General features: G+C 67.1%; 20 protein-coding genes. 6 read left to right on the top strand and 14 right to left on the bottom strand.

Translation table 11 applies throughout. The annotated features are described in order from the left end of the window. The 7 genes from AB4Y35_RS16245 to AB4Y35_RS16215 all read right to left on the bottom strand — a co-directional run bounded on the left by AB4Y35_RS16245 (window position 1) and on the right by AB4Y35_RS16215 (window position 6747). Complete coding sequence (locus AB4Y35_RS16245) at window positions 1-1485, bottom strand: hypothetical protein (RefSeq protein WP_368686648.1); 1485 nt, start codon at window positions 1483-1485, stop codon at window positions 1-3. A 156-nt stretch (window positions 1486-1641) separates the two neighbouring features. Beyond that, on the bottom strand, window positions 1642-2487 hold the full coding sequence (locus AB4Y35_RS16240; protein WP_368705072.1) for a peptidase C39: 846 nt from the start codon (window positions 2485-2487) through the stop codon (window positions 1642-1644). 13 nt (window positions 2488-2500) lie between these two features. Next, the gene (locus tag AB4Y35_RS16235) at window positions 2501-3190 is read right to left on the bottom strand and encodes a C39 family peptidase (RefSeq protein ID WP_342921955.1); all 690 of its coding nucleotides are present in this window, start codon (window positions 3188-3190) and stop codon (window positions 2501-2503) included. Window positions 3191-3338: 148 nt separating this feature from the next. Next, window positions 3339-4916, bottom strand: coding sequence for a cell wall anchor protein (locus AB4Y35_RS16230; protein WP_368705071.1), 1578 nt, complete (start codon window positions 4914-4916; stop codon window positions 3339-3341). 27 nt (window positions 4917-4943) lie between these two features. Then, a complete protein-coding gene (locus AB4Y35_RS16225; RefSeq protein ID WP_368705070.1) occupies window positions 4944-5573 on the bottom strand; it encodes a hypothetical protein in 630 nt (209 codons plus the stop codon). Then, window positions 5570-6070 carry a hypothetical protein gene (locus tag AB4Y35_RS16220; RefSeq protein WP_368705069.1) on the bottom strand — a complete coding sequence of 167 codons (501 nt, stop codon included), beginning with the start codon at window positions 6068-6070 and terminating at the stop codon, window positions 5570-5572. The genes AB4Y35_RS16225 and AB4Y35_RS16220 overlap by 4 nt, the downstream gene beginning before the upstream one ends. Window positions 6071-6192: 122 nt before the next feature. Continuing rightward, complete coding sequence (locus tag AB4Y35_RS16215) at window positions 6193-6747, bottom strand: hypothetical protein (protein ID WP_368705068.1); 555 nt, start codon at window positions 6745-6747, stop codon at window positions 6193-6195. A 550-nt stretch (window positions 6748-7297) separates the two neighbouring features. On the opposite strand from AB4Y35_RS16215, the gene AB4Y35_RS16210 reads away from it, so the two are divergent. Beyond that, the gene (locus AB4Y35_RS16210; RefSeq protein ID WP_342921819.1) at window positions 7298-8683 is read left to right on the top strand and encodes a sigma 54-interacting transcriptional regulator; all 1386 of its coding nucleotides are present in this window, start codon (window positions 7298-7300) and stop codon (window positions 8681-8683) included. A 314-nt stretch (window positions 8684-8997) separates the two neighbouring features. Then, a complete protein-coding gene (locus tag AB4Y35_RS16205) occupies window positions 8998-9969 on the top strand; it encodes a thymidylate synthase (protein ID WP_368705067.1) in 972 nt (323 codons plus the stop codon). A gap of 96 nt (window positions 9970-10065) precedes the next feature. Here AB4Y35_RS16205 and AB4Y35_RS16200 read toward each other — a convergent pair whose 3' ends face one another. Beyond that, window positions 10066-12681: a DUF6600 domain-containing protein gene (locus AB4Y35_RS16200; protein WP_368705066.1), complete on the bottom strand. Its 2616-nt coding sequence runs from the start codon at window positions 12679-12681 to the stop codon at window positions 10066-10068. Window positions 12682-12909: 228 nt separating this feature from the next. Beyond that, complete coding sequence (locus AB4Y35_RS16195) at window positions 12910-13632, bottom strand: ArsR/SmtB family transcription factor (protein ID WP_368705065.1); 723 nt, start codon at window positions 13630-13632, stop codon at window positions 12910-12912. 216 nt (window positions 13633-13848) lie between these two features. On the opposite strand from AB4Y35_RS16195, the gene AB4Y35_RS16190 reads away from it, so the two are divergent. The 3 genes from AB4Y35_RS16190 (at window position 13849) to AB4Y35_RS16180 (ending at window position 15768) form a co-directional block, all read left to right on the top strand. Next, window positions 13849-13998: a hypothetical protein gene (locus AB4Y35_RS16190; protein ID WP_342921823.1), complete on the top strand. Its 150-nt coding sequence runs from the start codon at window positions 13849-13851 to the stop codon at window positions 13996-13998. 102 nt (window positions 13999-14100) lie between these two features. Beyond that, window positions 14101-15138: a GlxA family transcriptional regulator gene (locus AB4Y35_RS16185; RefSeq protein ID WP_368705064.1), complete on the top strand. Its 1038-nt coding sequence runs from the start codon at window positions 14101-14103 to the stop codon at window positions 15136-15138. A 126-nt stretch (window positions 15139-15264) separates the two neighbouring features. Further along, a complete protein-coding gene (locus AB4Y35_RS16180) occupies window positions 15265-15768 on the top strand; it encodes an acyl-CoA thioesterase (protein ID WP_069262939.1) in 504 nt (167 codons plus the stop codon). Between the two features lie 93 nt (window positions 15769-15861). Here AB4Y35_RS16180 and fumC read toward each other — a convergent pair whose 3' ends face one another. The 5 genes from fumC to AB4Y35_RS16155 all read right to left on the bottom strand — a co-directional run bounded on the left by fumC (window position 15862) and on the right by AB4Y35_RS16155 (window position 22303). Continuing rightward, window positions 15862-17271, bottom strand: a complete 1410-nt coding sequence (gene fumC, locus AB4Y35_RS16175) for a class II fumarate hydratase (protein ID WP_368705063.1) — start codon at window positions 17269-17271, stop codon at window positions 15862-15864. A 238-nt stretch (window positions 17272-17509) separates the two neighbouring features. Beyond that, entirely contained in the window at window positions 17510-19144 is a 1635-nt protein-coding gene (locus AB4Y35_RS16170) for a phospholipase D family protein (RefSeq protein WP_368705423.1), read from the bottom strand. Window positions 19145-19357: 213 nt separating this feature from the next. Further along, on the bottom strand, window positions 19358-20320 hold the full coding sequence (locus tag AB4Y35_RS16165) for a bile acid:sodium symporter family protein (RefSeq protein ID WP_368694569.1): 963 nt from the start codon (window positions 20318-20320) through the stop codon (window positions 19358-19360). Between the two features lie 206 nt (window positions 20321-20526). Further along, complete coding sequence (locus AB4Y35_RS16160; RefSeq protein ID WP_368705062.1) at window positions 20527-21936, bottom strand: MATE family efflux transporter; 1410 nt, start codon at window positions 21934-21936, stop codon at window positions 20527-20529. A gap of 145 nt (window positions 21937-22081) precedes the next feature. After that, complete coding sequence (locus tag AB4Y35_RS16155; protein WP_028206712.1) at window positions 22082-22303, bottom strand: RNA-binding S4 domain-containing protein; 222 nt, start codon at window positions 22301-22303, stop codon at window positions 22082-22084. Between the two features lie 296 nt (window positions 22304-22599). Between AB4Y35_RS16155 and AB4Y35_RS16150 the strand changes: the two genes are divergently transcribed. After that, window positions 22600-23112: a hypothetical protein gene (locus tag AB4Y35_RS16150; RefSeq protein ID WP_324154229.1), complete on the top strand. Its 513-nt coding sequence runs from the start codon at window positions 22600-22602 to the stop codon at window positions 23110-23112. Window positions 23113-23278 lie beyond the last annotated feature (166 nt).

Here is a 23278-nt window from a genome sequence, read left to right as displayed (position 1 = left end):
TCAGAAGGTGTAAGGGAAACGCACGCCGACGACGAAGTTCGGTGCATCGGGCGTGAGCCCGACGGACACCGCGCCGTTGATCGTCAGGTGCTTGTTGACCACGTGATTCAGGCCGAAGTTGAGCACCGAGGCCGTCGTCTCGCTGCCCGGCACGCCGGTCCAGGTGCCGCCCGGCGACTTGGTCTTCGACTGCGGCTCGATGGCCATGGTGTACGAAATGCTTGCCGAGTCCTTGTCCGAGAAGGCGAGCGCGACGCCGCCGCCGAACTGGATGATGTCGCCGAGCTTCACTTCGGCAGGCTCGGTCTGCCCGATCACCGAGGAGATGTCGGCGAACGAGCGCGAGATGTTGTACGTGTACGAGAAGCTGCCGAACAGCACCACCGGGTCGTAGGTCTTCAGCACCGAGATGCCGGCCGTGACGTTCCAGAAGCCCGTGCCCGTGGGCAGCTTGCTGGGGGCGACGAGATTGGTGTTGTCGGGCGTGATCTGCTGAACCTTGATGCCGAACGGCGAGGTGCCGGTGTCCGTCTTCACGCGCAGGCTGCCGACCACGTCGGGAATGTTGTTGGTTTCCTTCAGGAACTGGTAGTAGATCCCGAAGTTCACGTCGCCGATCGAGTTCGAATTGACCGACGCATCCGTGAGCGTGCTGGCCGAGCCGCCCGCGCCACCGACGATGAAGGTGCTGTGCCGGTAGACGTAAGGCACGTCCACATCGATGCTCATGCGGTCGGTGAGGCCGTAGCGCGTGTCGAGGTCGGCGGTGATCGTGTGCGACTTGGTCTGCCCCAGATTGATGTTGCCGAGGAAGATCGCGTCGAGGGCGAGAAAGCCCGAAAGCTGCAGCTGGCGGCGATCGTAGTAACTGTCGCTGATGCCCCAGTCCAACGTCAGCTTGTGGTCGAAGAGCGGCGCGTGCTCGCGCTGCACGACCGCTTCTTCGGCTTGCGTGCGCGACGGCTCGGCGCTCTTTTGCGTCTCGCCCACGGTCGGGTTGTTCGGGTTCACGCCAACCGGTGCGCCCTGCTGCGGCCCGCTCGCGGCCGAGCTGCCGGTCGCGCCATTGGTCGCGCCCGCGTCGGGCGAGGGCGGGTTCACGGGCACGCCCGTGGCCGTGCCGGTGAGCGCACCCGGCGCCGTCGCGCCCGGCAGCGCCTGGGCGAGCGGCGGCAGGGGCACAGGCAGACCGTCTGCGCCCGGTTGTTCCGCGACCGTCGCGTCCGACGCGGCGTCGGGCGCACCTGCGCCCGGCATGCCGCGACCGCGTTGCGCCATTTCGAGGTTCGTCACCTGGCGCTCGAGTGACTGGATTTGCCTCTGCTGCTCGTCGACGACGCGCATGAGCGTATTCAGGCGGTCTTCGATCGACTGGCTTTGTAGCGCCTGCGCGTGGGCGGACTGCGAGAGCGCGAATAGTAAAACGGCTGCTGGAATGGCGGCCAGCGACACGTGTGGCGCGGCCGCCCTGGACATCATCTTCATTGTTCTTCCCCCGGGATCGAATGCGGGCGCCCGGCGGAACCCCCTGGTTCCACGCCCGCGCACGTCGATGCTCCTCATTCAAGGTGCTGCTTCTCGCGCGGGTCCTTGCCCGCGTGGTGGTCTCCTTTGCTGGTACGTCTCGTTCCGAGCCCTCGGTTAGTGGAGATTTCGCAGCGCCTGTAATACGCCGGTCTGCCGGATCATTTGCGACGTCATCTGCTGCGTCTGCAGACTCAGTTGCAGCTGGTTGGCGACCTGCTGGTTGTTGCCTGCGACCTGGAGTAGCTGGGCGATCGCGCCGGCCTGCTGCATGTTGCCTGGCACGATGTTCTGCGTGGCGATGCCCGCCGGCGTCTGCAGCGTCACGTTGACGCCGTTACTGCCGAACGAGATGCCCGCTCTTATGCTGCCGGTCGCGTTCGATGCCGACGCGCTCGACTGGTTGGCGGCGCCTGGCAGACTGGCGAGCTGCGGCGCGTTGTTGTCATAGGAGATGGTTGCGGCATTGGCGCCCGTATTGCCGTTGCCGGCCACCTGGGTGATCTGCGAGACGCCGTTGACCGAAACGTTCTGGCCGCCGGTGGCCGTCGCGTTCGGGTTGGCGCCGCTGTTTGCGCCCGTGGTCCCGCCCTGCGTCGGGTCGATCACGGTTGCATAGGTCTTCACCTGCGCGCTCACCTGGTTGGCCGCGTTCTGGGCGACCGCGAGCGCGCCTTGCGCGACTGCGGTCGCGCCGTTTGGCAATTGCCATTGAGAAAGCAGGTTCAGAACGAACCCGGAAATCATGTCGCTGCCGGCATATTTGCCGGTCTGATGCGCGAGCACGTCGTCGCCGACGGCTTCGCAGCGGATGCCTTGCGCCTGCGCGTCGGCGTTCGAGAGAAACGCCGGCATCGGTTGCGGCAAGCCGATGCCTTCAGCCGCTAGCGCACCGCTCGAAAAAGCGCAGGCGAGCGCGGAGACGGCTGCCGCGATGCCACACTGTGAGAGGTTGCGTTTCATGATTCTTCGGACTTCAGAACATGACGGCCTTATCGAGGCCGTATTCGAAGAAGGGAGTCGCCGCAGTGCCATTGAGCAAGGCTTGTTCACGCAGCTTGAGCGCGAGCGACTCGTTGTTCTGCAACAGCGGAGAGTCCTCCAGGAACGGTTTGCCGAGCACCGCGAAGACGAGTCCGTTCCATGTTTTGGCGAAGTCGTCTTCGGCGACGATACGGTTGCCGAGCGCGGGGTCCGCAATGAAGATGCGGCCGTTCTCGGCGTGCTTGACGATCACGAAGTGCTCATAGCCATCGATGTTCATGAGCACCAGCACGGGAATCTGCAGGTGGTAGAGCGCGTCGGTATTGACGCGAAAACCGCGGCCGCGCAAGCCGATCGTCTCGACGAACTTCTTCATGTCGAGCATGGAGAAGCCGTTCTTGACGACCACCTCGGGCGTGGAGAACACCATCATCTGGCGGATCAGCTCAGGTTCGGGGATGTCGATGCCGTAGCCATACTTGAGCAGTGTGGCGAGCGCGGCGGCGCCGCAGCTGTAGTCATACTGCTGGCTGACGATGCTGCGATAGCGCAGGTCCCGCATCGAGTGCAGCGGCAGCTTCACCGGCACGCCGATGAGGTGGGTCGCGTCGAGCGTCGACTGCTGCGCATGCACAGGCACAAGGGCTGCGCTGGCCGAGAGCGTCAGCGCGACGACAAACATCCTTGATGCCGGGGTCGATACGGGCCCGGACATGGTGGTCTCCTACCTTCTGGTATGCGCGCCGGCTGCGGTGGGACAGCCGGCGCGCGTTGCTTGCTGCGTTTTCTGCCTGGGGCGAGCCCAGTTCCTGCAGTGCTGCCAGCCGTGCCTAGTGGCCGTTGTTCATCGCGGCGATTGCCATGCCGTTGTGCTGCAGGTTGCCGATGCCGCCGGCAATGTTCACGCCGATGTTGCCTTGCGCGCCGGTGAGCGTATTGGCGCCGAGGCTGGCCGTACCCTGGAACTGGCCGACTGCCGACATGTTGGCGTTCTGCGAGTTGTTATCCGTCGCGACCATCGCAACCGTCGAGTAGGCACCCGGGGTTGCCGTCGTCACCGAGCCGGCGAGGCTGTTGTTCTGCGCGTTGCCGATGCCCGATGCGACGTTCACGCCGACGTTGCCCGATACGTTGGCGAGCGAGCCGTCGCCGACCGACGCGTTCAGGTTGAAGTTCTTCACGTGGGCGCTACCGCTGGACGCCTGATTGTTGAAGATCTGCGCGTTGCCGAACACGTTGCCCATGTCGACAGAAGCGAGCGCGACATCGTTGCTTTGCGCGTTGTTGATGCCTTCCGCGATGTTCACGCCGAGGTTGCCCGTCACGCCGGTTGCTGCGCCGCTGCCGGTGTTGGCGTCGAGCGTGCCCGCCTGTTGTGTGTTGATATGCTGCGTGACGGAGCCGGTGGTGTGCTCGTCGACGGTGTTGAGCGAGTCGCTCACGTTGTAGCCCCAGCTCTTGCTCGAGCTCGAGCTGCGCGACGACGAGTGGCTATGCGAATCCGAGCTGGAGCTCGACGAGCTGTACATGGAAGCGTACGTGCTCGACGAGTTCTTCGACTTTTCGCTCGTGCCGTTCACGCTCGTCGAAAGCGCGGCGCTGGCCGTGCCGTCGGCATGAGCCGTATTGGCGGTCATCGAGCTGTTGCTCGTATTCTTGTTGTTGTTCACGGACCAGGCCGCGCCGACGTTCGTCGTGTCGCTGTTGTTGTGGGCGTTGGTCGTCGTGTGCGACGTGCTTTCCGAGCCGCTGAGGTTGATGCCGGCTGAGCCGTTCTTGTGGTTGCCGGTGTGCGACCACGATGCGTTGGCCTGGAGGCTGCCATTGCCGCTCTGCGACTTCGTCGACGTGTTGTTGCCTACGCTGTTGTAGCTCGTGCCAAGGGCCGCGCTGCCGGTGTCGCTATAGGTGCTGGCAGTCGTGTGGTCATGTGTGCTGCCATTGTCGGTCGCGACGTGATAGTCGGCGCTCGCGCTTGCGTTGAAGGTCTTGCTGAAGCTCGAGTTGCTCGACGAGCTCTTCGAGTTCGACGCATTGACTTGATGCGAATGCGACGAACTGCTCGACGAAGACGAACTGCTCGACTCGCTCGAGCTCGAGGACTTCGAGAAGGAATTGCTGCCCGTGCCCGTCACGCTCCACGTGGTGTTGTTCACTGCCGTGGTGATCTTGCCGCTTTCGTAGCTTTGCGCTTGCGGCAGAAGCGTGCCGCCACCGGTGGTCTGGTTGTTGTTGATGACGGCGCCGGCGGTGCTCGAAACCGAGACGCAGCCGAACAGCGTGACAAAGCCGTTGATGCCGACGTATTCGGTGACGCCTGTGGCGTTGAAGAGATACGCCGAACTAGCTGCGTGAGCGGAACCTACCGCCGACGCAAGAACTGCCGCTGCTATGAGGGTGCGCTTCATGATTTCGCTCCGATACTGAGTGGTCAGTTAAAAAAGAGTGCCCGCCGGGGGACGGAGCACAAAACTGTTTGCCGTAGCGTTACCGGCGCCGGCTGTCTGGTTCACCTGCACGAGGCCCGTCGCATTCCTGAATGCCGCATTGTCGATGCGTACCTCACGAATACCCCCTGCCTGGGCCGTTTGCCCATGACCGCCGTTTTGAGCAGCCGCCGCGGACAGTTCCCCGTCCGAGACCGCCACTACACCAATCGCACCACTGCTGATGAGAGCAGTGTTGCGCTGGACATTGCCCACGCCCGCCGACTGATTCACCATCATTGCGCCGTTCGTGTTTGCAAAAGCTCCTGCACCTATCGTCGCGCTCGCGCCCTTGAGCTGCGCCGTGACGCTGGCGAGCTGCTCGTCGCCGTTCACGTTGATCGACACGTTGCCGGTCGTGATCGTCAGCTGGTTGGCCTGCGCGTTGTCGACGCCCGCGGTTTCGTTCACCGTGAGCGCGCCGGTCGTCGACGTGGCGGCGCCCGGGGCAATGCTCGCCGTCGCGCCGACGCTCACCTGGGCCTGCGCGGCGCTCGCGAAGGCGAGCACGGCGGCGCAGGCGAGCGAGCAGAGAAGCGTCGTGCGCAACGTGCGTGACGTCTGGATCGAACGGCTCATTTCATGCCTCCCATGGCGCCCGTGAGCGGGGCGAGCGCGCCTGTGATCGTCGAGGAAATCGTGCCGCCGAGGCCGGCGCCGACGCCGCCGGTCGCGCCGGCGCCAGCCGCCACGTTCGAGCCCGTCGCGCTGCCCGTGAGAATGCGCGTGAGCGCCTGGACGCCGGCGGTTTGCGCGCTCAATGCGCCGTTCGCGTTGACGCCGCTCGAGCCGTGCGCGTTGGTGAGATCCGTGTCGGTGACGAGCGTCGCCATTGCCGGATCGAAGCTGTTCTTGGGGAAGGTCGTGGCGCGCACGAGCACCGGGTCCTGACTCTTCGGCACGTTGTCGAAGGCGCTGCGCGGCGTGATGTCTCGTTCGACGATGACGTCGCCGGGGTTCGTGACCTGCTGGGCGGCCACGCCCGCCGTGACGCTCGCGGCCAGTAAGCCGCACAGGGCGGCGGCGAACTGGGCCGAGCGGCGGCTGGCGCCGCTCGTCGAATTGCGTGCTCTCATGCTGGTCTCCTCCTGGCCGGAGTCGGCGCATTGGCGCCTGGTCCGGTCATTTCGTCCTGGCTGCGCGTGTTCGCAGCGAACCAGGACACCGCGCCGCAAGCGGCGCGGGTGCTATCTCATCGTTACTTTCTCGTGTAGCTCGCGAGGTTGCCCTGCGCGTTCTGGGTGGCGTCGACAGGGATCGGCAGCGGTGCGGGCGGCGCGATTTCGTCCCAAAGCGTCACGTTGTTGTTGCCGCGCATCAGTTGCGGGGTGGCCGCCACCATCACCATGCCGACGGCGCCGCCGCGCTGGCGCGAAAGCGTCTGGTCGTCGAGAGAGCCGATGCCCGCGAAGACGCCGTCGTTGCCAGAGGTGACGGGGTCGGCCGGGGCGCTGGCGGTCGCGGGGCTGGCGGACGTCGTGCTGGCTGGGTCCGCGGCGGTCGAAGTAGCGTCGCCGGCCGGCGCGCTCACTGCGAGCGTGGCGGGAACGAGTGCCGCAGGTGTTGCAGGAACGACATCCGGGGCGGCGCTGGCGACGCTGGCAACGGCGCCTGGCGCGCCAGGCGCATCGTCCACTGCCTGTGCGCGAGCACCGGGCGAGAGGACGAGGAGGGCGGCGGGAACGAGCATGGCGGCGCATGCACTGCTGTAGCCGATGACACTGCGCCGGACCTGCTGGATGTTGAGTCGCATGGCGTATCTCCTGGTGCGAGACATTTAGCGAAACGTGTGCCATCGCCCGCAATCCATTGATACGCTTCGAACCGCACTATTCTCTGCAAAATTTGAATGGCGGATATTCGCCAAAATGTTTCAGCGCTGAAACGTGAGGCCGTTTAAACCCGTTTGGAATGCGATATGGGTTTCAAAGGAGAACGTTTGCGCGTGAGGCGCTTAACTATTGAGAGAAAGGAAACATCCGTAATTATTTCTGCACTGACAAAATGCCGGGAAAGTGGTGGAAACATTTCCATCGGTCCCTTATCCATTCCTGCCGCATAAATTCTATCCAAGTGCCACGAGGCTATAGTAAGCTTCAGAAAAAGCCGTAATGCCTAAAAGAAAACGCCCGCAACTGGGCAAGTTGACACACACGCCACAACTCGGGGATTCACTGTCAGCAAAAGCATGCGCGTTCACTGTTTTTTTTCAGGTACGCGAAAGTCGCTTTTTGCTGCGTGTCTGTACATTCAGGTGCGTGCCGTCATTCCCAAACGATGGTGTTGGCAAGAGGATCTGAATAATGGAACCTGCAACGCGGCAATTGGTGTACGTGACGCGAAAACCGGTCGAAGCGTTGAACGAGCGGTTCCACGAGCGTGGCTGGCAGGTGGAGATCGTCGGCAACGCACGGGACGCGCGGCGCGCCCTCCGCGCGGGTATGCCTGCGGGCGGGCTGCTCGATCTTTCAAGCGAATTCCATCTGCATGAAATCGGCTCGTTCGAGCCGTGCCTCACGCTGCCCAACGTCGGCTGGGTCGCGGCGACGACGACGGGGCAGCTGCAGGACGCCACGCTGCGCCGGCTGGTGCGCGATTACTGTTTCGATTACGTAACGGTCCCATGGAACGGCGACCGGATCGTCGATTCCGTCGGCCATGCGTATGGCATGGTTTCGCTTGGCGAAGTCGCCTCGAACGACACCACGGGCGGCACCGAGGGCGAAATGGTCGGCTCGTGCGAGGCGATGCTGGCGCTGTTCCGCTCGATCCGCAAGGTCGCGCTGACCGATGCGCCGGTGTTCATCTCGGGCGAGTCGGGCACGGGCAAGGAACTCACGGCTGTGGCGATCCACGAGCGCTCGGCGCGCCGCAGCGCGCCGTTCGTGCCGATCAACTGCGGCGCCATTCCCCCGCACCTGCTGCAGTCCGAGCTGTTCGGCTATGAGCGCGGCGCGTTCACGGGCGCGAGCCAGCGCAAGGTCGGCCGGGTCGAATCGGCCAACGGCGGCACGCTCTTCCTCGACGAAATCGGCGACCTGCCGATGGAAAGCCAGGCGAGCCTGCTGCGCTTCCTGCAGGAAGGCAAGATCGAGCGCCTGGGCGGTCATCAGTCGATTCCCGTGGACGTGCGCATCATCTCGGCCACCCACGTCGACATGCGCGCGGCGATGGTGGAAGGGCGCTTCCGCCAGGATTTGTATCACCGTCTGTGCGTGCTGCAGATCGACGAGCCGCCGCTGCGCGCGCGCGGCAAGGACATCGAGCTGCTCGCGCGGCACATGCTCGAGCGCTTCAAGAAGGACGGCAGCCGGCGCCTGCGTGGCTTTTCGCCGGATGCTATCGCAGCCCTGCACAACTACAGCTGGCCCGGCAACGTGCGCGAGCTGATCAATCGCGTGCGGCGCGCCATCGTGATGTCGGAGGGCCGTGCGATCACGGCGCGCGATCTCGAACTCGGCGACTACGTCGAGGTGGTGCCGGTCTCGCTCGCCCAGGCGCGCGAAGCCGCCGAGCGCCAGGCCATCGAACTCGCGTTGCTGCGCCACCGCGGCCGCCTTGGCGACGCTGCACAGGAGCTCGGCATCTCGCGCGTCACCCTGTACCGGCTCTTGTGCGCGCATGGCATGCGCCATATGGAAAGCGAGCCGCTCGCGCCGCATCCGGGCGGCCTGGCTTCGGGCGGTTGAGGCGCAGTGGGGCTGTTTGTAGGTGACTGATGTCGATTGAGGCGACCGGCGCTTTCGTGCTCCGCGCATAGACCGCGCGCCGTCGCTTTTGCCGGGCCATTGCCATGGCGTTTCATCTCGCCGCGCCTTGTTGCGCCGCGCGCCTTTCCTTGGGCTCGTCGTAGCCCGTCCTGTGGGCGTTCCGCCCTTGTCCCCATGGTTTGACAGGCTCGCGCTTTCGGCGCCGCCGACCCGCGACGCGCGCGCCGGGTAAAATCCTCCTTTTCCATCCTGAATCCGAACCGGGCGCCACGTGCCCGACGAGGGAACCGCGCATGAAACAGTATCTCGAGCTCGTCCGCTCGATTCTCGACACCGGCACCTGGCAGGAAAACCGCACCGGCATCCGCACGATCAGCCAGCCGGGCGCCATGCTGCGCTTCGACCTGCAGGAGGGCTTTCCCGCGGTGACGACGAAGAAGCTGGCGTTCAAGTCGGCCGTGGGCGAGCTGATCGGATTTTTGCGCGCCTCGCGCAGCGCAGCCGACTTCCGGGCGCTGGGCTGCAAGGTCTGGGACGCCAACGCGAACGAGAACGCCCAGTGGCTCGCCAACCCGTACCGCCAGGGCACGGACGACCTGGGCGACGTGTACGGCGTGCAATGGCGGCGCTGGCCAGCTTACAAAGTGCTCGATGCCGACGCCGCCGCACAGCTCGCCGACGCGCAATCGCGCGGCTACGCGCGCGTGGCAGAATTTACCGAGGATGGCCGCGCCAAGGTGCTGCTCTACAAGGCGGTGGACCAGTTGCGCCAGTGTCTCGATACGATCATGAACAACCCGGCCGACCGGCGAATTTTGTTTCATGGCTGGAATCCGGCCGTGCTCGAAGAGATCGCGCTGCCGGCTTGCCACCTGCTGTACCAGTTCCTGCCGAACCCGACGAAGCGCGAAATCTCGCTGTGCCTCTATATCCGCAGCAACGATGTGGGCCTCGGCACGCCGTTCAACCTGACCGAAGGCGCGGTGCTGCTACACCTCGTGGGCCGGCTGACGGGTTATACGCCGCGCTGGTTCACGTACTTCATCGGCGACGCGCATATCTACGAGAACCAGCTCGATATGCTCAACGAGCAGCTGCGCCGGGAGCCCTACGCGAGCCCGCGTCTGGCCATCTCCGAGCGCGTGCCCGAGTACGCGAAGACGGGCGTCTACGAGCCAGAGTGGCTCGAAAAGGTCGAGCCGTCGGACTTCTCGCTCGTCGATTACCGGCATCACGAGCCGCTGACCGCGCCGATGGCGGTGTGAGGCGCCTGCCTCTACGTTAGTGGCCGGTATGACCGCGCCATGAAAAAAGCCCGCGAACGGCGACGTTCGCGGGCTTTTTCGTTGGCGGCGCGGCGATCAGCCGTGGTGGTGGTCGTCGCGATTGCCCCCGCTTGCGCGCTCTTGCGGATGAGGCGCGGGCTGCGGCTGCGGACGCGGTTGAGGCTGCGGCTGCGGGCGGGCCTCCGCGTGCTGCTGCGGGTGGGGCTGCGGATGGAATTCCGGGCGCGGCTGCGGTTGCGGCTGCGGACGGGCTTCCGCGCGCGGCTGCGGCTGCGGTTGCGGCTGCGGGTGGAATTCCGGACGCGGCTGGGGCTGCGGCTGCGGACGGACCTCGGCGCGTTGCTGCTGCGGCTGCGGTTGCGGCTGCGGACGGACCTCGGCGCGTTGCTGCGGCTGCGGTTGCGGCTGGGGCTGCGGACGGACCTCGGCACGCTGTTGCGGCTGCGGCTGCGGTTGCGGCTGAGCTTGCGCCTGCGGATGGAACTCGGGACGCGCCGCGGGCTGCTGCGCCGGCCGCGCTTCGGCTTGCGGCGGCATCTGCGGGCCGTGCTGCGCCGCGGCCGGCTCGGGCATCCGTTGCTGCGCTTGCGGCTGCGGCGGCTGGCCATGCGCCGCGTCACGCTGCGCCTGCATCGCGGCGGCGGGCGGCCGGCCCGCCTCGTTGGCGCCAGGCTGGCCACGCGTGGCCATCGGCGCGTGCGGCTGCGTCCAGGCAGGCTGATGCGCTTCACCGTGCGCCGCATTCGCCACATTCGCCGCGTTCATCGCGCCCGGACCGGGCTGGCCGGCTGCGGGCGCACCGCCTTCGGGCCGGCCCGCAAACTGTGGCGGACGCGGCACGCCATGTTCCTGCGCGGCGGCGGGCGGCACACCCGGCTGGCCATGCTCGGCGCCGCGCGGCATGGCGTTGGCGGCCGTGGCGCCCGGTTGGGGCGCACCGCCGGGCATACCTGGACGGCCGGCTTGCGCCTGCGGGGCCGCCGGCCTGCCCGTCGCACCGAGCACCGGTGAATGCGGCGGCACGACGCGCACGTTCTGCGCGGGCCACGCGCCGTGAGCCGCCGGAGCGAACGGCGAGGAGGGCGCATGCGACGGCGCCGAGACGCGCACCACGGGCGCGCCCGCACCCGGCACCGTGCCGCCGGCGTGGGCGAAGCGCTGCGCGAGGTTGTCGCGGAACGCGGGTGGTGCGACCGGCGCGCGGGTGGCCACGACCTGGCGCTGATTGAGCGTCGCGGGCGGCCGGTAATCGGCGCGGCGCATATTGGGCCCGAAGCTGCCCTTCACAGGCGCGATGCCGGGCGTGCCCGGGTCGATACGCGCATTGCGCCATTGCCGCGGATCGACACGCTGCGCGAACCGCGAGACCGGCTGACCGTGGACGAACGCCGTGGCCGGCACCGCCGTCACCGCACCCGGCGCGCGATAGTTCACGTAGGTGTTGTGAACGTTGATATTCGTGATGTTGACGTCGCGCCGGTAGTTGTTGACGACGACGGTCTGGTTCACACGCTCGTAGTAGTGCGGGCTCCAGCCGCCCCAGTGCGGATGCCACGGCTCGCCCGGCCCGAGCGCGAACCACGCGACGCCCGCGGCCGCGACGCCGCCTACCGCGAGGTTGACGCCCCAGTCCGTGCCGCCGTCGCCGCCGCCCACGAACGCGACCAGCGCCGGCGCATAGACGGGCGGCGCGCTCTCGACGATCGGCCCCGGCACCCACGCCCACGAATCGTCGACGTAAGCCCAGCGCCCGTAGTGGTACGGCGCGAAGCCCCAGGGCGCGTCATCGACCCAGGTCCAGCCCCACGGCGCCTGCCAGACCCAGTGGCCGTCGTGATACGGCGCCCAGCCCGTGGGCACCGAGTTCGGCGTCCAGACTTCGCCGTACTGCGGATCGTTGCGCCACGTGCCGTTGTTGTCGAGGTCCTGGTAGCCCGGGACGTCGCGCGAGACGTAGCGCGCCGAGACCGAGCGGTCCTCGGCGGCGTCGCGCGCGAGCCCCCACTGGTCGAAGGCGTCCGGCGGCGGCGTCTGGTCGCTCGCCACCTGCTGCAGGTCGGTGCCGGCGAAGCGGATCTGCTGGCCGGCCGACATCGGCGTCTGACCGTTTTCGCCGTACACGGTCACGCTCCCGCTGCGCACGGTGACGGTCGTGCTGCTGCCGTCGGGCGCCACATCCACGCGATAGTCGCCGGGGCTCGTCACGCCGAGCGCGAGATTCGGCGTGTCGATTTCATACGAGCTGCCGGGCGGCACGTCGCGCACACGCGTCGAGAGCGTGCCCTGCGCGATCTTGAGCTGCGCGGTTTGATCGTCGAGATTGAGGACGTCGAGGCTAGTTTGCGCGCCGAGGCGCACCGCCGTCGAGCCGATGTGCAGTTCCGAGCGCCCATTGGCGTCGTTCCAGAGCTGGTCGCCGGTCGTGAGCGGGCGGTTGAGCTGCGCGTACGACCAGTCGCTGGCGCCGGCCGGCTCGGTGGTCACGGCGCCGGCCATGTAGTCCAGACGCGCGACGCGGCTCGGCGGATCGCCGCCCGTGGCGGCGGGGGCGGTCGCGGCATCGGGCGGCGCCGCCTGCGCGAACACCGCGGGCGCGGCGGCGAGGTTCAGCGCCGCGAGCGCGGCGAGCGCAAACAGCGTGCGGCGCGAGGTGCGCCGGAACTGGGTGATCGTAGGTGTGCGCGTCGTCATCGTTGTTCTCCTGTCGATGGGATTGGGCGCTTTGATGCCGCAGCGTTTAGCGCCATCCCATGCAGGGCACTGTATCCGGCGGGCTTGTTTCCATGCTCACGGATTTGTTAAGGCTTATGCACCAGATGTAACAGAACGTGTGACCGCAGGCGAAACGCGCATTTTTGCGCGCGAAATCGGCGATTTTGTCGGGTATTTGTCAGCTAATTCGACGCGCACACGCGGCGTTCAGGCGCCGGCGATCGCGTCGAACTCGCGCTGTCCCCTGGGCGTGATGCGCAACACGCGCGCGCGGCTCGTGCGCTCGACCCAGCCGCCCTGCGTCCACGAATCGAGCAACGCCGCGCCGAGTGCGCCGCCCAGGTGCGGCCTGCGCTCGCTCCAGTCGAGGCAGGTGCAGGCGAAACGGCGCCGCCGCGTGCGCAACGCCGCCACGTCCACGCCCCAGGCCGCGAGACGCGCCGCGCCCGCGGGCGTGGCTTCGAGCGTGTCGCCGTCGCGCACCAGCAGGCCGCCGTCCACGAGGCGCTCGAACACGTGCACGGCCACTTCGCCGGCCATGTGGTCGTAGCAGGTGCGCGCATGGCGCATCTCGAGCGGCACCGTACGCGCGGGGCGCGGCGCGGGGCGCTGCGAGGTGACGGCGTTGGACACCTGCGCGACGTTCATGAGCGCCTCGATCGCCGCGGCGATCTCGGGGTTGGCGATGCGGTAGTAGCGGTGGCGGCCGCGCACGTCGAGCGCGAGGAGCCCGCCGTCGGTCAGGCGCGCGAGGTGGCCGCTCGCCGCCGAAGGCGACAGGCCCGCAATCATCGTGAGCTCGCCCGCGGGCCGCGCGCTGCCGTCCATCAGCGCCCACAGCATGGCGGCGCGGCCAGGATCGGCGAGCAGTGCGGCAACGCGTGCGAGGCCCGGGAAGTGGCTCGATTCGTCGGTGGCGGGAAGGTTCATGGCGGCTCCTTCGTGGGTTGCGATGGCGGCTAACGTCGCCCATATCGTTATTTTAGTGAAATCGCGCATTCGACGTTTCAGTCTACGCTGAAGTATCGATTGCAGGCGTTGGATAGCCCCGCGACGGGGCCGAAGCATTGCCTGCGACGGTCCGTACTGCGGCGCGCAGGAGCCCCGCGCTAAAATTGTTTGTTCACGCAATTGGCCCGGCCTTTTATGAAACGCTTTCTGGCTCTTTTTGCCGCCGCGGCGCTCGCCGCCTTGTGCGCCGCCTGTGCAGGCGGTTCCGCGCCGCCGTCGTCGAGCGGCGCGAGCGGCATCACGATGTACGGCACGATCGACGAGGGCATCACGTTCCACAAGTGAGCGGCGAGGCTTCATCTGGCAGTATTTGATGTTACTTTGACCTGACTGCCAAACGCGCGCGTGCGATGATGCGGACACATCGTCAGCATCGAGTCCGCCGCCATGCCGTTTCAACCGCCGTCCCATGCCGCCGCACGCCATGTCGTGTTCGCCGTCGCGCCCGAACTCGTGCTGCTCGACGCCTGCGGCCCCGTCGAGGCGTTCTGGCGCGCCGAGCTGGCGATGCGCGCCGCGAGCGGCACAAGCGGCGGCGAGTCCTGCGCCTACCGCACGACGCTCGCCTCGGTCGCCGGCGGCGTGCTGCCCACCTTCGCAGGCATGCCGATCGTCACCGAGCGGCTCGACACGCTCGACCCCGCCATGATTGACACGCTGATCGTGCCCGGCATCCCTATCTACGACACAGAGGACGACAGCACCGCGCTGCAACCCGAACTCGTCGCCTGGATCGCGGCGGCTGCGCCGTACGCGCGCCGCGTCGCCTCGGTCTGCACGGGCGCGTTCTATCTCGCCGCGGCGGGCCTGCTCGACGGCCGCCGCGCAGCCACGCACTGGCGCAACGCCGCCCAGCTCGCGCGGCGCTTTCCCCGCGTCGAAGTCGATCCCGAGCCGATTTTCATCCGCGACGAGCGCGACGGTCGCGCGGTGTGGACGTCGGCGGGCGTCACGGCGGGCATCGATCTCGCGCTCGCACTGATCGAGGAGGACTGCGGCCATGCGGTCGCGATGCAGGCGGCGCGCCGCCTCGTCGTCTTCATGAAGCGGCCCGGCGGCCAGTCGCAGTTCAGCGAGGCGCTCACGGCTCAGGCCAGCGCGGGCGCGGAGTTCGACGCGCTGCACGGCTGGATGGCCGCCAATCTGCACGGCGAGCTCAGCGTCGAGCGCCTCGCCGAAGAAGCGCGCATGAGCCCGCGCACGTTCGCGCGCCGCTATGTCGATGCGGTGGGGCGCACGCCGGCGCGCACGGTCGCGGCGATGCGCGTGGAGGCCGCCGCGCACGCGCTCGTGCAGTCGCGCCGGCCGCTCAAGCGCATTGCGGCCGACTGCGGTTTCGGGACCGAACAGAATCTGCGGCGCGCGTTCGAAAGATCTTACGGCGTGCTGCCGCTCGATTACCGGGCGCGATTCGCGGCGAACTAAAACCATTGCAGATGGCGTTTCGTAAATGGCTGCGACCGTCTGTCTTATTGCGCTCGTATAATCGACGCCTCCTTACCCCACCATACGAGCCGCCGTACGCGGCTTTTCGCCATGAGCCAAGCCGAGATGAAGACGCCTACCCAGCCGCTGGACCGTTCGGAAACGACGTTCCGGTTCCTCGCCGAGCCGACTTCGGTGAACTTCGGCGGCAAAGTGCACGGCGGTGCGCTGATGAAGTGGATCGACGAGACGGCCTATGCGTGCGCCGCGGTCTGGTCCGGCCGCTATTGCGTGACGGTGAGCGTGGGCAATATCCGCTTTCGCCGGCCGATTCTCGTCGGCAACATGGTCGAGTTGCGCGCGCGCGTGGTCGCCACGGGCCGCACGTCGATGCATATTCACATCACCGTGCACGCCGGCGATCCGAAGAGCGGCCAGCTGCGCCTCACCACGGACTGCCTGATCGTGTTCGTGGCCGTCGACGAAAACGGCAATCCGATTCCCGTGCCGACCTACGTGCCGGAAACGGACGAGCAGAAGCGCCTCGCGAAGTACGCGCTCGACGTGAAGGAAGCGCTCGACGCGATCGTCGAACTCAAGCCCGAGGAAGTCGCGAAAGGACAGGTTTGATACACAGGCACGCTGTTGCGCCAGCATGAAAAAACGGGCGGCGAGGGTTTGAACCACGCCGCCCGTTTTGCATTTCAGCCCTGCAAATCAAGCCTATTGCTTCGCGTTGCCCACCATCTCGCCGGGCTTCACCCACTCGTCGAACTGCTGCTCGGTCACGTGTCCCAGCGCGAGCGCGGCGGCCTTGAGCGTGGTGCCTTCCTTGTGCGCCTTCTTGGCGATCTGCGCGGCCTTGTCGTAGCCGATGTGCGGATTGAGCGCCGTCACGAGCATGAGCGATTCGTTGAGCAGCGTGTCGATGCGCGAGCGGTTCGGCTCGATCCCCACCGCGCAGTGATCGTTGAAGCTGAGCGCGCCGTCGGCGAGCATGCGGATGGATTGCAGCACGTTGTGCGCGATCATCGGGCGGAACACGTTCAGCTCGAAGTTGCCGCTCGCGCCGCCCATGTTCACGGCGACGTCGTTGCCGAACACCTGGCAGCAGAGCATCGTCACTGCTTCGGACTGCGTAGGGTTCACCTTGCCCGGCATGATCGAGCTGCCCGGCTCGTTCTCGGGAATCGACAGTTCGCCCAGGCCGCAGCGCGGACCGCTCGCGAGCCAGCGAATGTCGTTGGCGATCTTCATGAGGCTCGCCGCCACGGTCTTGAGCGCGCCGTGCGCGAACACGAGCGCGTCGGCGGCGGCCATCACTTCGAACTTGTTGGGCGCGGTGACGAAGGGCACGCCCGTGAGCTTCGCGATGCTTTCCGCCACCTTGTGCGCGAACTGCGGATGCGCGTTCAGGCCCGTGCCCACGGCCGTGCCGCCCTGCGCGAGTTCGTAGAGATGCGGCAATGACGATTCCACGTGCTTGATGCCGTGATCGAGCTGCGCGACGTAGCCCGAAAACTCCTGGCCGAGCGTGAGCGGCGTGGCGTCCTGGAGGTGCGTGCGGCCGATCTTCACGATGTCGGCGAAGGCCTTCGCCTTCGCATCGAGCGTATCGCGCAGCGTCTTGAGCGCCGGCAGCAGATGCTTGACGATGCCGTAGGCGGCGGCCACGTGCATCGCGGTCGGGAACACGTCGTTGGACGACTGGCCGCGGTTAACGTCGTCGTTCGGATGCACCTTGCGCGCCTCGCCGCGCTCGCCGCCCAGAATCTCGCTCGCGCGGTTCGCAATCACCTCGTTGAGGTTCATGTTGGTTTGCGTGCCGGAGCCCGTTTGCCAGACCGCGAGCGGGAATTCGCCCGGATGCTTGCCCGCGATGATCTCGTCGGCGGCCTGCATGATCGCGTGCGCCTTGGTCTCGTCGAGCACGCCCAGCGAGAGATTCACTTCGGCCGCGGCGCGCTTGATCGTCGCGAGCGCCGTGATCAGTTCCGGCGACTGCTTTTCGGTGGAGATGCGGAAGTTCTGAAGCGATCGCTGCGTCTGCGCGCCCCAAAGCTGCTGGGCGGGCACGGCGATCTCGCCGAACGTGTCGCGCTCCATGCGGACGTTTTCGTTGCTTGCGGTCATTTGATACTCCGGTAATTGAGGCGGCGCCTTCGGCTCGCGCGCCTTGCGCTGCGCAGGAGAGCGCCGCTTTCGTGACGGGTTCGGATCCGCGTGGTGGCTGGGCTGCGGCGGCGCTGCGCGTCTCGCGTGGCAACTGTGACGCAAGCGGCTTCGCGGCTGGCTCGACGGCGGACGGTACGACGTAAATCAAGCGTTCTACGTTTTGCTCGCCCGATAGCGACCTGCGCTCAAATCCGCTTCACAGTTGGCTATCGACCGGCAAGAGCAAGAATAGCCCGGTTAGGACATTTCTGTAGAAACCCGCACCAGGGTCGAGGTTGTAGGTGCGGATCATGCCGTTCTCCTCGTCGGTCCAGACGAGCGGCGAGGTGACCGTCGTGCCTTTGAGCAGGGCCAGTTGCGCGGGTGTCGCGAGCGTCACGTGGTAGCTCACCTGCGGCGAGGTCGCACGCTTGAACAGGTCGGCAACTTCATGCGCGATCGGCGGACTTTCCACAGTGAGCGCAAGCTCGGTGTTCAGGCGCGCCGAGCGCGGATCGAGATTGAGCGAGCCGATCACGAGCGTGCTGTCGTCGATCACGTAGGCCTTGGCATGCAGGCTCGCGCGCGAGCGCGAACCGACCACGCCGAAGCGCCGCTCGTCGGCGTGCTCGCCCTGCTGCGGCTTGAACTCGTAAAGCTCGGTGCCGGCCTCGAGTAGCGGCACGCGGTAGGGACTGTAGCCGGCCTGCACCGCCACGGCGTCGGTGGCGGCGAGCGAATTGGTGAGGATCGCCACGCGCACGCCGTGCGAGGTGAGCGCGCGGATGCTCTGCACGCCCGTGTCGTGCGGCACGAAGTAAGGCGAGAACACCAGCACGCTGCTGTGCGCCTGATGGATGCGATCGAGCAGCGCGCGCATGGCGTCGCCCAGCTCGCCTTTTTCGGTGCCCGCGATCTTGCCGGGCGAGTCGGCCACGAACGCCCATTTCGCCCAGACGAGCCCGAGCGTGTTGCCCGCGATCTGCTGCGCGAGCGGCGTGGCGTTGAGCGGCTTGGCGTTGTAGGGTTCGGCGCTCTCGCGCCAGTGGCGGCGCAGGTCGTCGCGGGCGGTGTCCAGATCGTGTGCGTCGAACTTCTGATGATTGAGCACCCGCAAGGGGTAGGAGATCGAGCTGTTCCAGTACTCGTCGAAACTTGCTGAGACGCTTTGCGCGACCGGGCCCGCCGTGAGCACGTCGAGGTCGCGGAAGTCGATCGTCGGGCTCGCGTTGAAGTACTCGTCGCCGAGATTGCGGCCGCCGACGATCGCCATTTCGTTGTCGACGATCGTCGCCTTGTTGTGCATGCGGCGCGTGAACTGGTCGACGTTCGTGAAGAAGTTGCGCGTGCGCAGGTACATCGACTCGCTCGTGCTGCCGTACGGGTTGAACACGCGGATCTGGATGTTCGGATGGCTGTTGAGCGCGGCCATCAGGCGGTCGATGTCGTGAAAGTTCAGGTCGTCGACCAGCATGCGCACGCGGACGCCACGATCGGCCGCATAGAGCGCCGAGCCGAGCAGCAGCTTGCCGGTGGTGTCCTCGTTGGCGATGTAGTACTGCATGTCGAGCGTCTTCGTCGCCGCGCGCGCGAGCGCGACACGCATCTGCAGCGAGTCGGTGCCGGTGGCGAGCAGACGAAAGCCCGATTCGTCGGGGTGAGCCGCAACGGGGGCGGCGAGCGCGGCGCCGAGCGGCGTGGCGCTGGCTTGCTGCGCCGGCAGCGCCGCGCTCGTCTCGCGCGGGTAGTCCGTGGCGGGCGGCCGCGTCGCGCAACCGGCGACCAGCGCGAGGCAAACGAGCGCGAAGAAGGCTCGGAACGGGGCCTGCAGCGGCGCGCGCCGCAAGGTCATGGGTTGCGTAACGGCTTCGGATCGGGCGGGATGCGCGGGCAAACGGATTCTCCATGGCGGCGCGCCGCGTGATGGTTCGTTTTCATTGCACGGCTTCACGAAGATTCTACGGGAAGCGGCCCGCCGGGCTTGCGGCGGCGGACACGCTGCGTTTGCAATTTCCGGGCCGCAAGCATCTGAGGTTTGAGCGCGGCCGGAAATGTCCGCGGTCGATCAAACGCGCTCGGTCGACGCGTTCGCAGCGCCTTGCGCATCGCGCGTGCTGCCGCGCGCCGGCTTGCCGGCCCAGTAGCCGGCGAGCACCGAGCCCGAGAGGTTGTGCCACACCGAGAAGAGCGCGCCCGGCAGGGCGGCGAGCGGCGAGAAGTAGAGCTTGCCGAGCGTCGCGGCGAGGCCCGAGTTCTGCATGCCCACTTCGATGGCCAGCGTGCGGCACACCGATTCGTCGAAGCCGAGCAGGCGGCCGCCCCAGTAGCCGCCGAGCAGGCCGATGCCGTTGTGCAGCACCACCCCGAGCGCGACGAGCGGACCGACCGTGGCGATGCTCGCATGCGTGCCGCCCACCACGGCGGCGATGATCGCGAGGATCGACACCATGGAGACGAGCGGCAGCACGGGCTCGACGCGGCGCACGAGCGAGCCCGCAAGGCGGTTCACGACGAGGCCGATGGCGATCGGCAGGCCGACGATCTGCAGGATGCTCATGAGCATGCCGCGCACATCGACGACGATCGAGGCATCGACGTAAAGGCGGGTCAGGAGCGGCGTCGCGAAGACGCCGACGAGGGTGGACAGCGCGCTGATCGTCACCGAAAGCGCGACATCGCCGCGCGCGAGATAGATCATCACGTTCGATGCCGTGCCGCTCGCCACGCTGCCCACGAGCACCATGCCCGCGGTGAGATCGGGCGGCATGTGCAGCACTTTGGCGATTGCCCAGGCGGCCAGCGGCATGACGAGGTAGTGCAGGAAGATGCCCGCGGCGACCGGCGCGGGCCGCGTGAAGACGCGCTGGAAGTCGGCGAACGAGAGCGTGACGCCCATCGACAGCATGATGATCATCAGGAGCGTCGTGACGTGCGGCGCGATCGGCGCGACGAGGCCCGGATCGAAGTAGGCGAGCAGGGAAACGAGGACGGCCCAGAGCGGGAAGAGTCGGGTAATCGGGGCAAGCATGAAGGGGTGGTCCGTGAGTGGGTTCGTTATCTGGCGCACGGTGCCGGGGTGGCCGGCGGCGCTCGCGGGGCGCGGCTGTCTCCAGTCCCTTGCAGCGCCATGTTCTTGCCCTCGTGGGACGGACGCCGCTTGCGGCGCCAGGCGCGTATTTTAACCGGTCGAGCCGGTGCGGCCCGGCCGGTTAAGTAAACGCTTCAGGCTGCGCTTCAGGCCGCACGGCTCGCCGTGGCGGCATGAGCCGGCGAGCGCCGGCTCATGCGGTGAAAGCGCCATGTCATGAGCACGGCGACGGTGGTGAGCCCGGCCGCCAGCCCCCACCAGAGCCCGAGCGCACCGAGGCCGAAGTGAAACGCGAGCGCGTAGCCGAGCGGAAAGCCGATGCCCCAGTAGCCGAGTGTGGCCGCGAGCATCGGCACGCGCGTGTCCTTGAGGCCGCGCAGGCAGCCCGAACCCACGGTCTGTGCGCCGTCGACGATCTGGAAGATGGCCGCGACGCCGAGCAGCGTGGCGGCGAGCGAGACCGTGTGCGCATTGGCCGGGTCGTCGAGATGCAGGTAGAGCCCGACGATCCAGTGCGGCGCCAGCACCATCACGAGCGCCGAGAGCGACATGAAGCCGACGCCGAGCCCGAGTGCGACGAAGCCCGCATGGCGCGCCGCGCGCGGCACGCCCGCGCCGGACCAGTAACCCACGCGCACGTTGGCGGCCTGGCCGATCGCGAGCGGCACCATGAACGTGACGGAGGCCACGTTCAGGGCGATCTGGTGCGCCGCGAGCGGCGTCTCCCCGAGCAGGCCTGCGAGCAGGCCGGTGGCGAGAAAGAGCGTCGCTTCGACCGCGTAGGTGATCGCAACCGGCCAGCCGATCGTGAAGAGTTCGCCCATCAGCGGTGCCGTAGGCCGGCGCGCGACGACGAAGCGCTGATGCGAAGGCCGCAGGTGCAGCAGCGCCATTAGCACGAACGCGGTGAGCCATACGGTGATGGTCGTCGCCACCGCCGAGCCGAGAAAGCCGAGGCGCGGCAGGCCCCACGCACCGTGGATCAGGCCGAAGTTGAGAAAGCCGTTGATGAACACGCACGCAACCGACACCCACAGGAGGCGCCGCGCCGCGCCGATCGCGGGCAGGAACGAGCGCATGAGCCCCACGCCGATGAGGCTGGCGGGCGCGCCCCAGCGCAGCACGGCCGTGTATTCGCCGATGTGATGCGCGAGCAGCGTCGGCTCCCCGAGGGCGCGCAGGATCGGCTCGGCAAACGAGAGCAGCGCGAACGCCGGCACCGAGAGCAGCAGGGACAGCGCGAAACCGGTCCAGTAGATGTGCGGCACGTGGCTTTCGTTGTCGGCGCCACGCGCCTGCGCGACGCTCACGCTCACCGAGGTCAGCACGCCCTGCAGCACGGTCACCACCACGAAGAACATGTTGGCGCCGAGGCCGCCCGCGGCGAGCGCGTCGGCGCCGAGCGAGCCGAGCAGCACCGTGTCGGTCACGCTCATCGCCATTTGCGAGAGCTGGGCGATCGCGAGCGGCCCGGCGAGGCGCGCGGTATCGGCGGCATGGCGGCGCAGTGTGGGCGGCGCGGCAACGGCGCGGCGGGAAAGCGTGGTTCGAGTCATGAAAAACAAGCGGCGCGAGATAAGCGCGCCGCGTGGCAGGGTTCGTCTGTCAGAACTGAAAGCTTATTGCGAGACAGCGACCTTGTCGATCCAGATGCTCAAATCTGGTGCATAGCCGGCGCCTGCGGGCAAGTTTCGGCGGGGCTCACTCGCTCGCCTTGATGGCGATGCGCGTGTCGCCGAGCAGCACGGCCTGGCCCGCGCGGATCTTGCACGTCTTGCGCAGCTCGACTTCGCCGTCCACCTTCACCGCGCCCGAGGCGACGATCTGCTTGGCCGAGCCGCCGCTGTCGGCGAGCCCGGTGATCTTCAGGAGGTTGTGCAGTTCGACGTAGTCGCCGGTCAGCGTGAAATCGAGGTTGGGCATGGCGGATTCAGATTCGAAAGGCGTGCGGCTAGCGCGCGAAGGGTGAGCATCATAAGCGATGGCGGGCTGCCAGAGCGTCTGTCACATCTCGGGGCCAGATGTTATGAATTCGTCAGTAAATGAAACGTTGAGTAACGTCGCGGGACCCCACGGCGATCTTCATACCAAAATGGTTTCACCCGGATCGACAGCGCCGCCCAGGTTTTTCCTGCGCGGCTCCATCGAGCGGGGGTGCGGATGTGGCGGGCTGGCCCGCTGCAAAAGCGCCTTCGGAACCACTGCAAAGAGGATACGCCATGACCCAGATCGCCAAGCTGCTCACTGCTACCGCCGCTTTTGCCACCGTGACCACTGCCGCCGTATTCGCGCAGGGCGCGTATGCCCAAAACGCGACCCAGGGCGCGACACAGGCCGGCGAAGCCCCAACGATGGCGCCTTCCGGCGCACCGGCCATGGCGCCGGGCGCTGCCCCGGGCCAGATGACCGGCCAGGCGCCGAGCCAGGCGCCGGCGGCCGCGGGCATCGCGCAACCCGCCCCCGCGCCGCAGGGCATGACCGCACCGCAGTCCACCGACCCGCTGGTGCAAAAGCGCAACGCGAACGCGGCGGCGAACGCCGAATACCGCAGCGCGAAGAAGTCGGCGAACGCCGAGTACGGCGACGCGAAGAAGCAGGCGAAGTCGCAGTACAAGGCGCAGGTGAAGGACGCGAAGATCAACCACAAGGCCGACCGTCAGGCCAACGACTCGGAAATGAAGGACCAGATGAACGGCATGTCGGCCCAGCAGCAGGGCGGCCAGTCGCAGTGACGAGCGGCTGATGCCGATGGCGCCCGTGCCTTTGGGGGCGCCGGCCTTGTGCCAGGGCTTGTGAGCGGCGGCGTCCGGCAACGGGCGCCGCCGTTTCGTTTGGTGACTCCCGGAGGTCGGCGGCGCCGTAACGCGCCACGACGTTGTCGTTAAATCCCGCCAGATC

This window comes from Paraburkholderia sp. EG286A (assembly GCF_040965375.1).
Lineage (GTDB): Bacteria > Pseudomonadota > Gammaproteobacteria > Burkholderiales > Burkholderiaceae > Paraburkholderia.
Note: the sequence above shows the minus strand (reverse complement) of the source record. Positions and strands in the feature narration are given on the sequence as shown.

What these genes read in the sequence shown, in the direction of transcription:
- AB4Y35_RS16245 (WP_368686648.1), bottom strand. Translation starts at nt 1,485, where the DNA reads ATGAAGATGATGTCCAGGGCGGCCGCGCCACACGTGTCGCTGGCCGCC.
- AB4Y35_RS16240 (WP_368705072.1), bottom strand. Translation starts at nt 2,487, where the DNA reads ATGAAACGCAACCTCTCACAGTGTGGCATCGCGGCAGCCGTCTCCGCG.
- AB4Y35_RS16235 (WP_342921955.1), bottom strand. Translation starts at nt 3,190, where the DNA reads ATGTTTGTCGTCGCGCTGACGCTCTCGGCCAGCGCAGCCCTTGTGCCT.
- AB4Y35_RS16230 (WP_368705071.1), bottom strand. Translation starts at nt 4,916, where the DNA reads ATGAAGCGCACCCTCATAGCAGCGGCAGTTCTTGCGTCGGCGGTAGGT.
- AB4Y35_RS16225 (WP_368705070.1), bottom strand. Translation starts at nt 5,573, where the DNA reads ATGAGCCGTTCGATCCAGACGTCACGCACGTTGCGCACGACGCTTCTC.
- AB4Y35_RS16220 (WP_368705069.1), bottom strand. Translation starts at nt 6,070, where the DNA reads ATGAGAGCACGCAATTCGACGAGCGGCGCCAGCCGCCGCTCGGCCCAG.
- AB4Y35_RS16215 (WP_368705068.1), bottom strand. Translation starts at nt 6,747, where the DNA reads ATGCGACTCAACATCCAGCAGGTCCGGCGCAGTGTCATCGGCTACAGC.
- AB4Y35_RS16210 (WP_342921819.1), top strand. Translation starts at nt 7,298, where the DNA reads ATGGAACCTGCAACGCGGCAATTGGTGTACGTGACGCGAAAACCGGTC.
- AB4Y35_RS16205 (WP_368705067.1), top strand. Translation starts at nt 8,998, where the DNA reads ATGAAACAGTATCTCGAGCTCGTCCGCTCGATTCTCGACACCGGCACC.
- AB4Y35_RS16200 (WP_368705066.1), bottom strand. Translation starts at nt 12,681, where the DNA reads ATGACGACGCGCACACCTACGATCACCCAGTTCCGGCGCACCTCGCGC.
- AB4Y35_RS16195 (WP_368705065.1), bottom strand. Translation starts at nt 13,632, where the DNA reads ATGAACCTTCCCGCCACCGACGAATCGAGCCACTTCCCGGGCCTCGCA.
- AB4Y35_RS16190 (WP_342921823.1), top strand. Translation starts at nt 13,849, where the DNA reads ATGAAACGCTTTCTGGCTCTTTTTGCCGCCGCGGCGCTCGCCGCCTTG.
- AB4Y35_RS16185 (WP_368705064.1), top strand. Translation starts at nt 14,101, where the DNA reads ATGCCGTTTCAACCGCCGTCCCATGCCGCCGCACGCCATGTCGTGTTC.
- AB4Y35_RS16180 (WP_069262939.1), top strand. Translation starts at nt 15,265, where the DNA reads ATGAAGACGCCTACCCAGCCGCTGGACCGTTCGGAAACGACGTTCCGG.
- fumC (WP_368705063.1), bottom strand. Translation starts at nt 17,271, where the DNA reads ATGACCGCAAGCAACGAAAACGTCCGCATGGAGCGCGACACGTTCGGC.
- AB4Y35_RS16170 (WP_368705423.1), bottom strand. Translation starts at nt 19,144, where the DNA reads ATGACCTTGCGGCGCGCGCCGCTGCAGGCCCCGTTCCGAGCCTTCTTC.
- AB4Y35_RS16165 (WP_368694569.1), bottom strand. Translation starts at nt 20,320, where the DNA reads ATGCTTGCCCCGATTACCCGACTCTTCCCGCTCTGGGCCGTCCTCGTT.
- AB4Y35_RS16160 (WP_368705062.1), bottom strand. Translation starts at nt 21,936, where the DNA reads ATGACTCGAACCACGCTTTCCCGCCGCGCCGTTGCCGCGCCGCCCACA.
- AB4Y35_RS16155 (WP_028206712.1), bottom strand. Translation starts at nt 22,303, where the DNA reads ATGCCCAACCTCGATTTCACGCTGACCGGCGACTACGTCGAACTGCAC.
- AB4Y35_RS16150 (WP_324154229.1), top strand. Translation starts at nt 22,600, where the DNA reads ATGACCCAGATCGCCAAGCTGCTCACTGCTACCGCCGCTTTTGCCACC.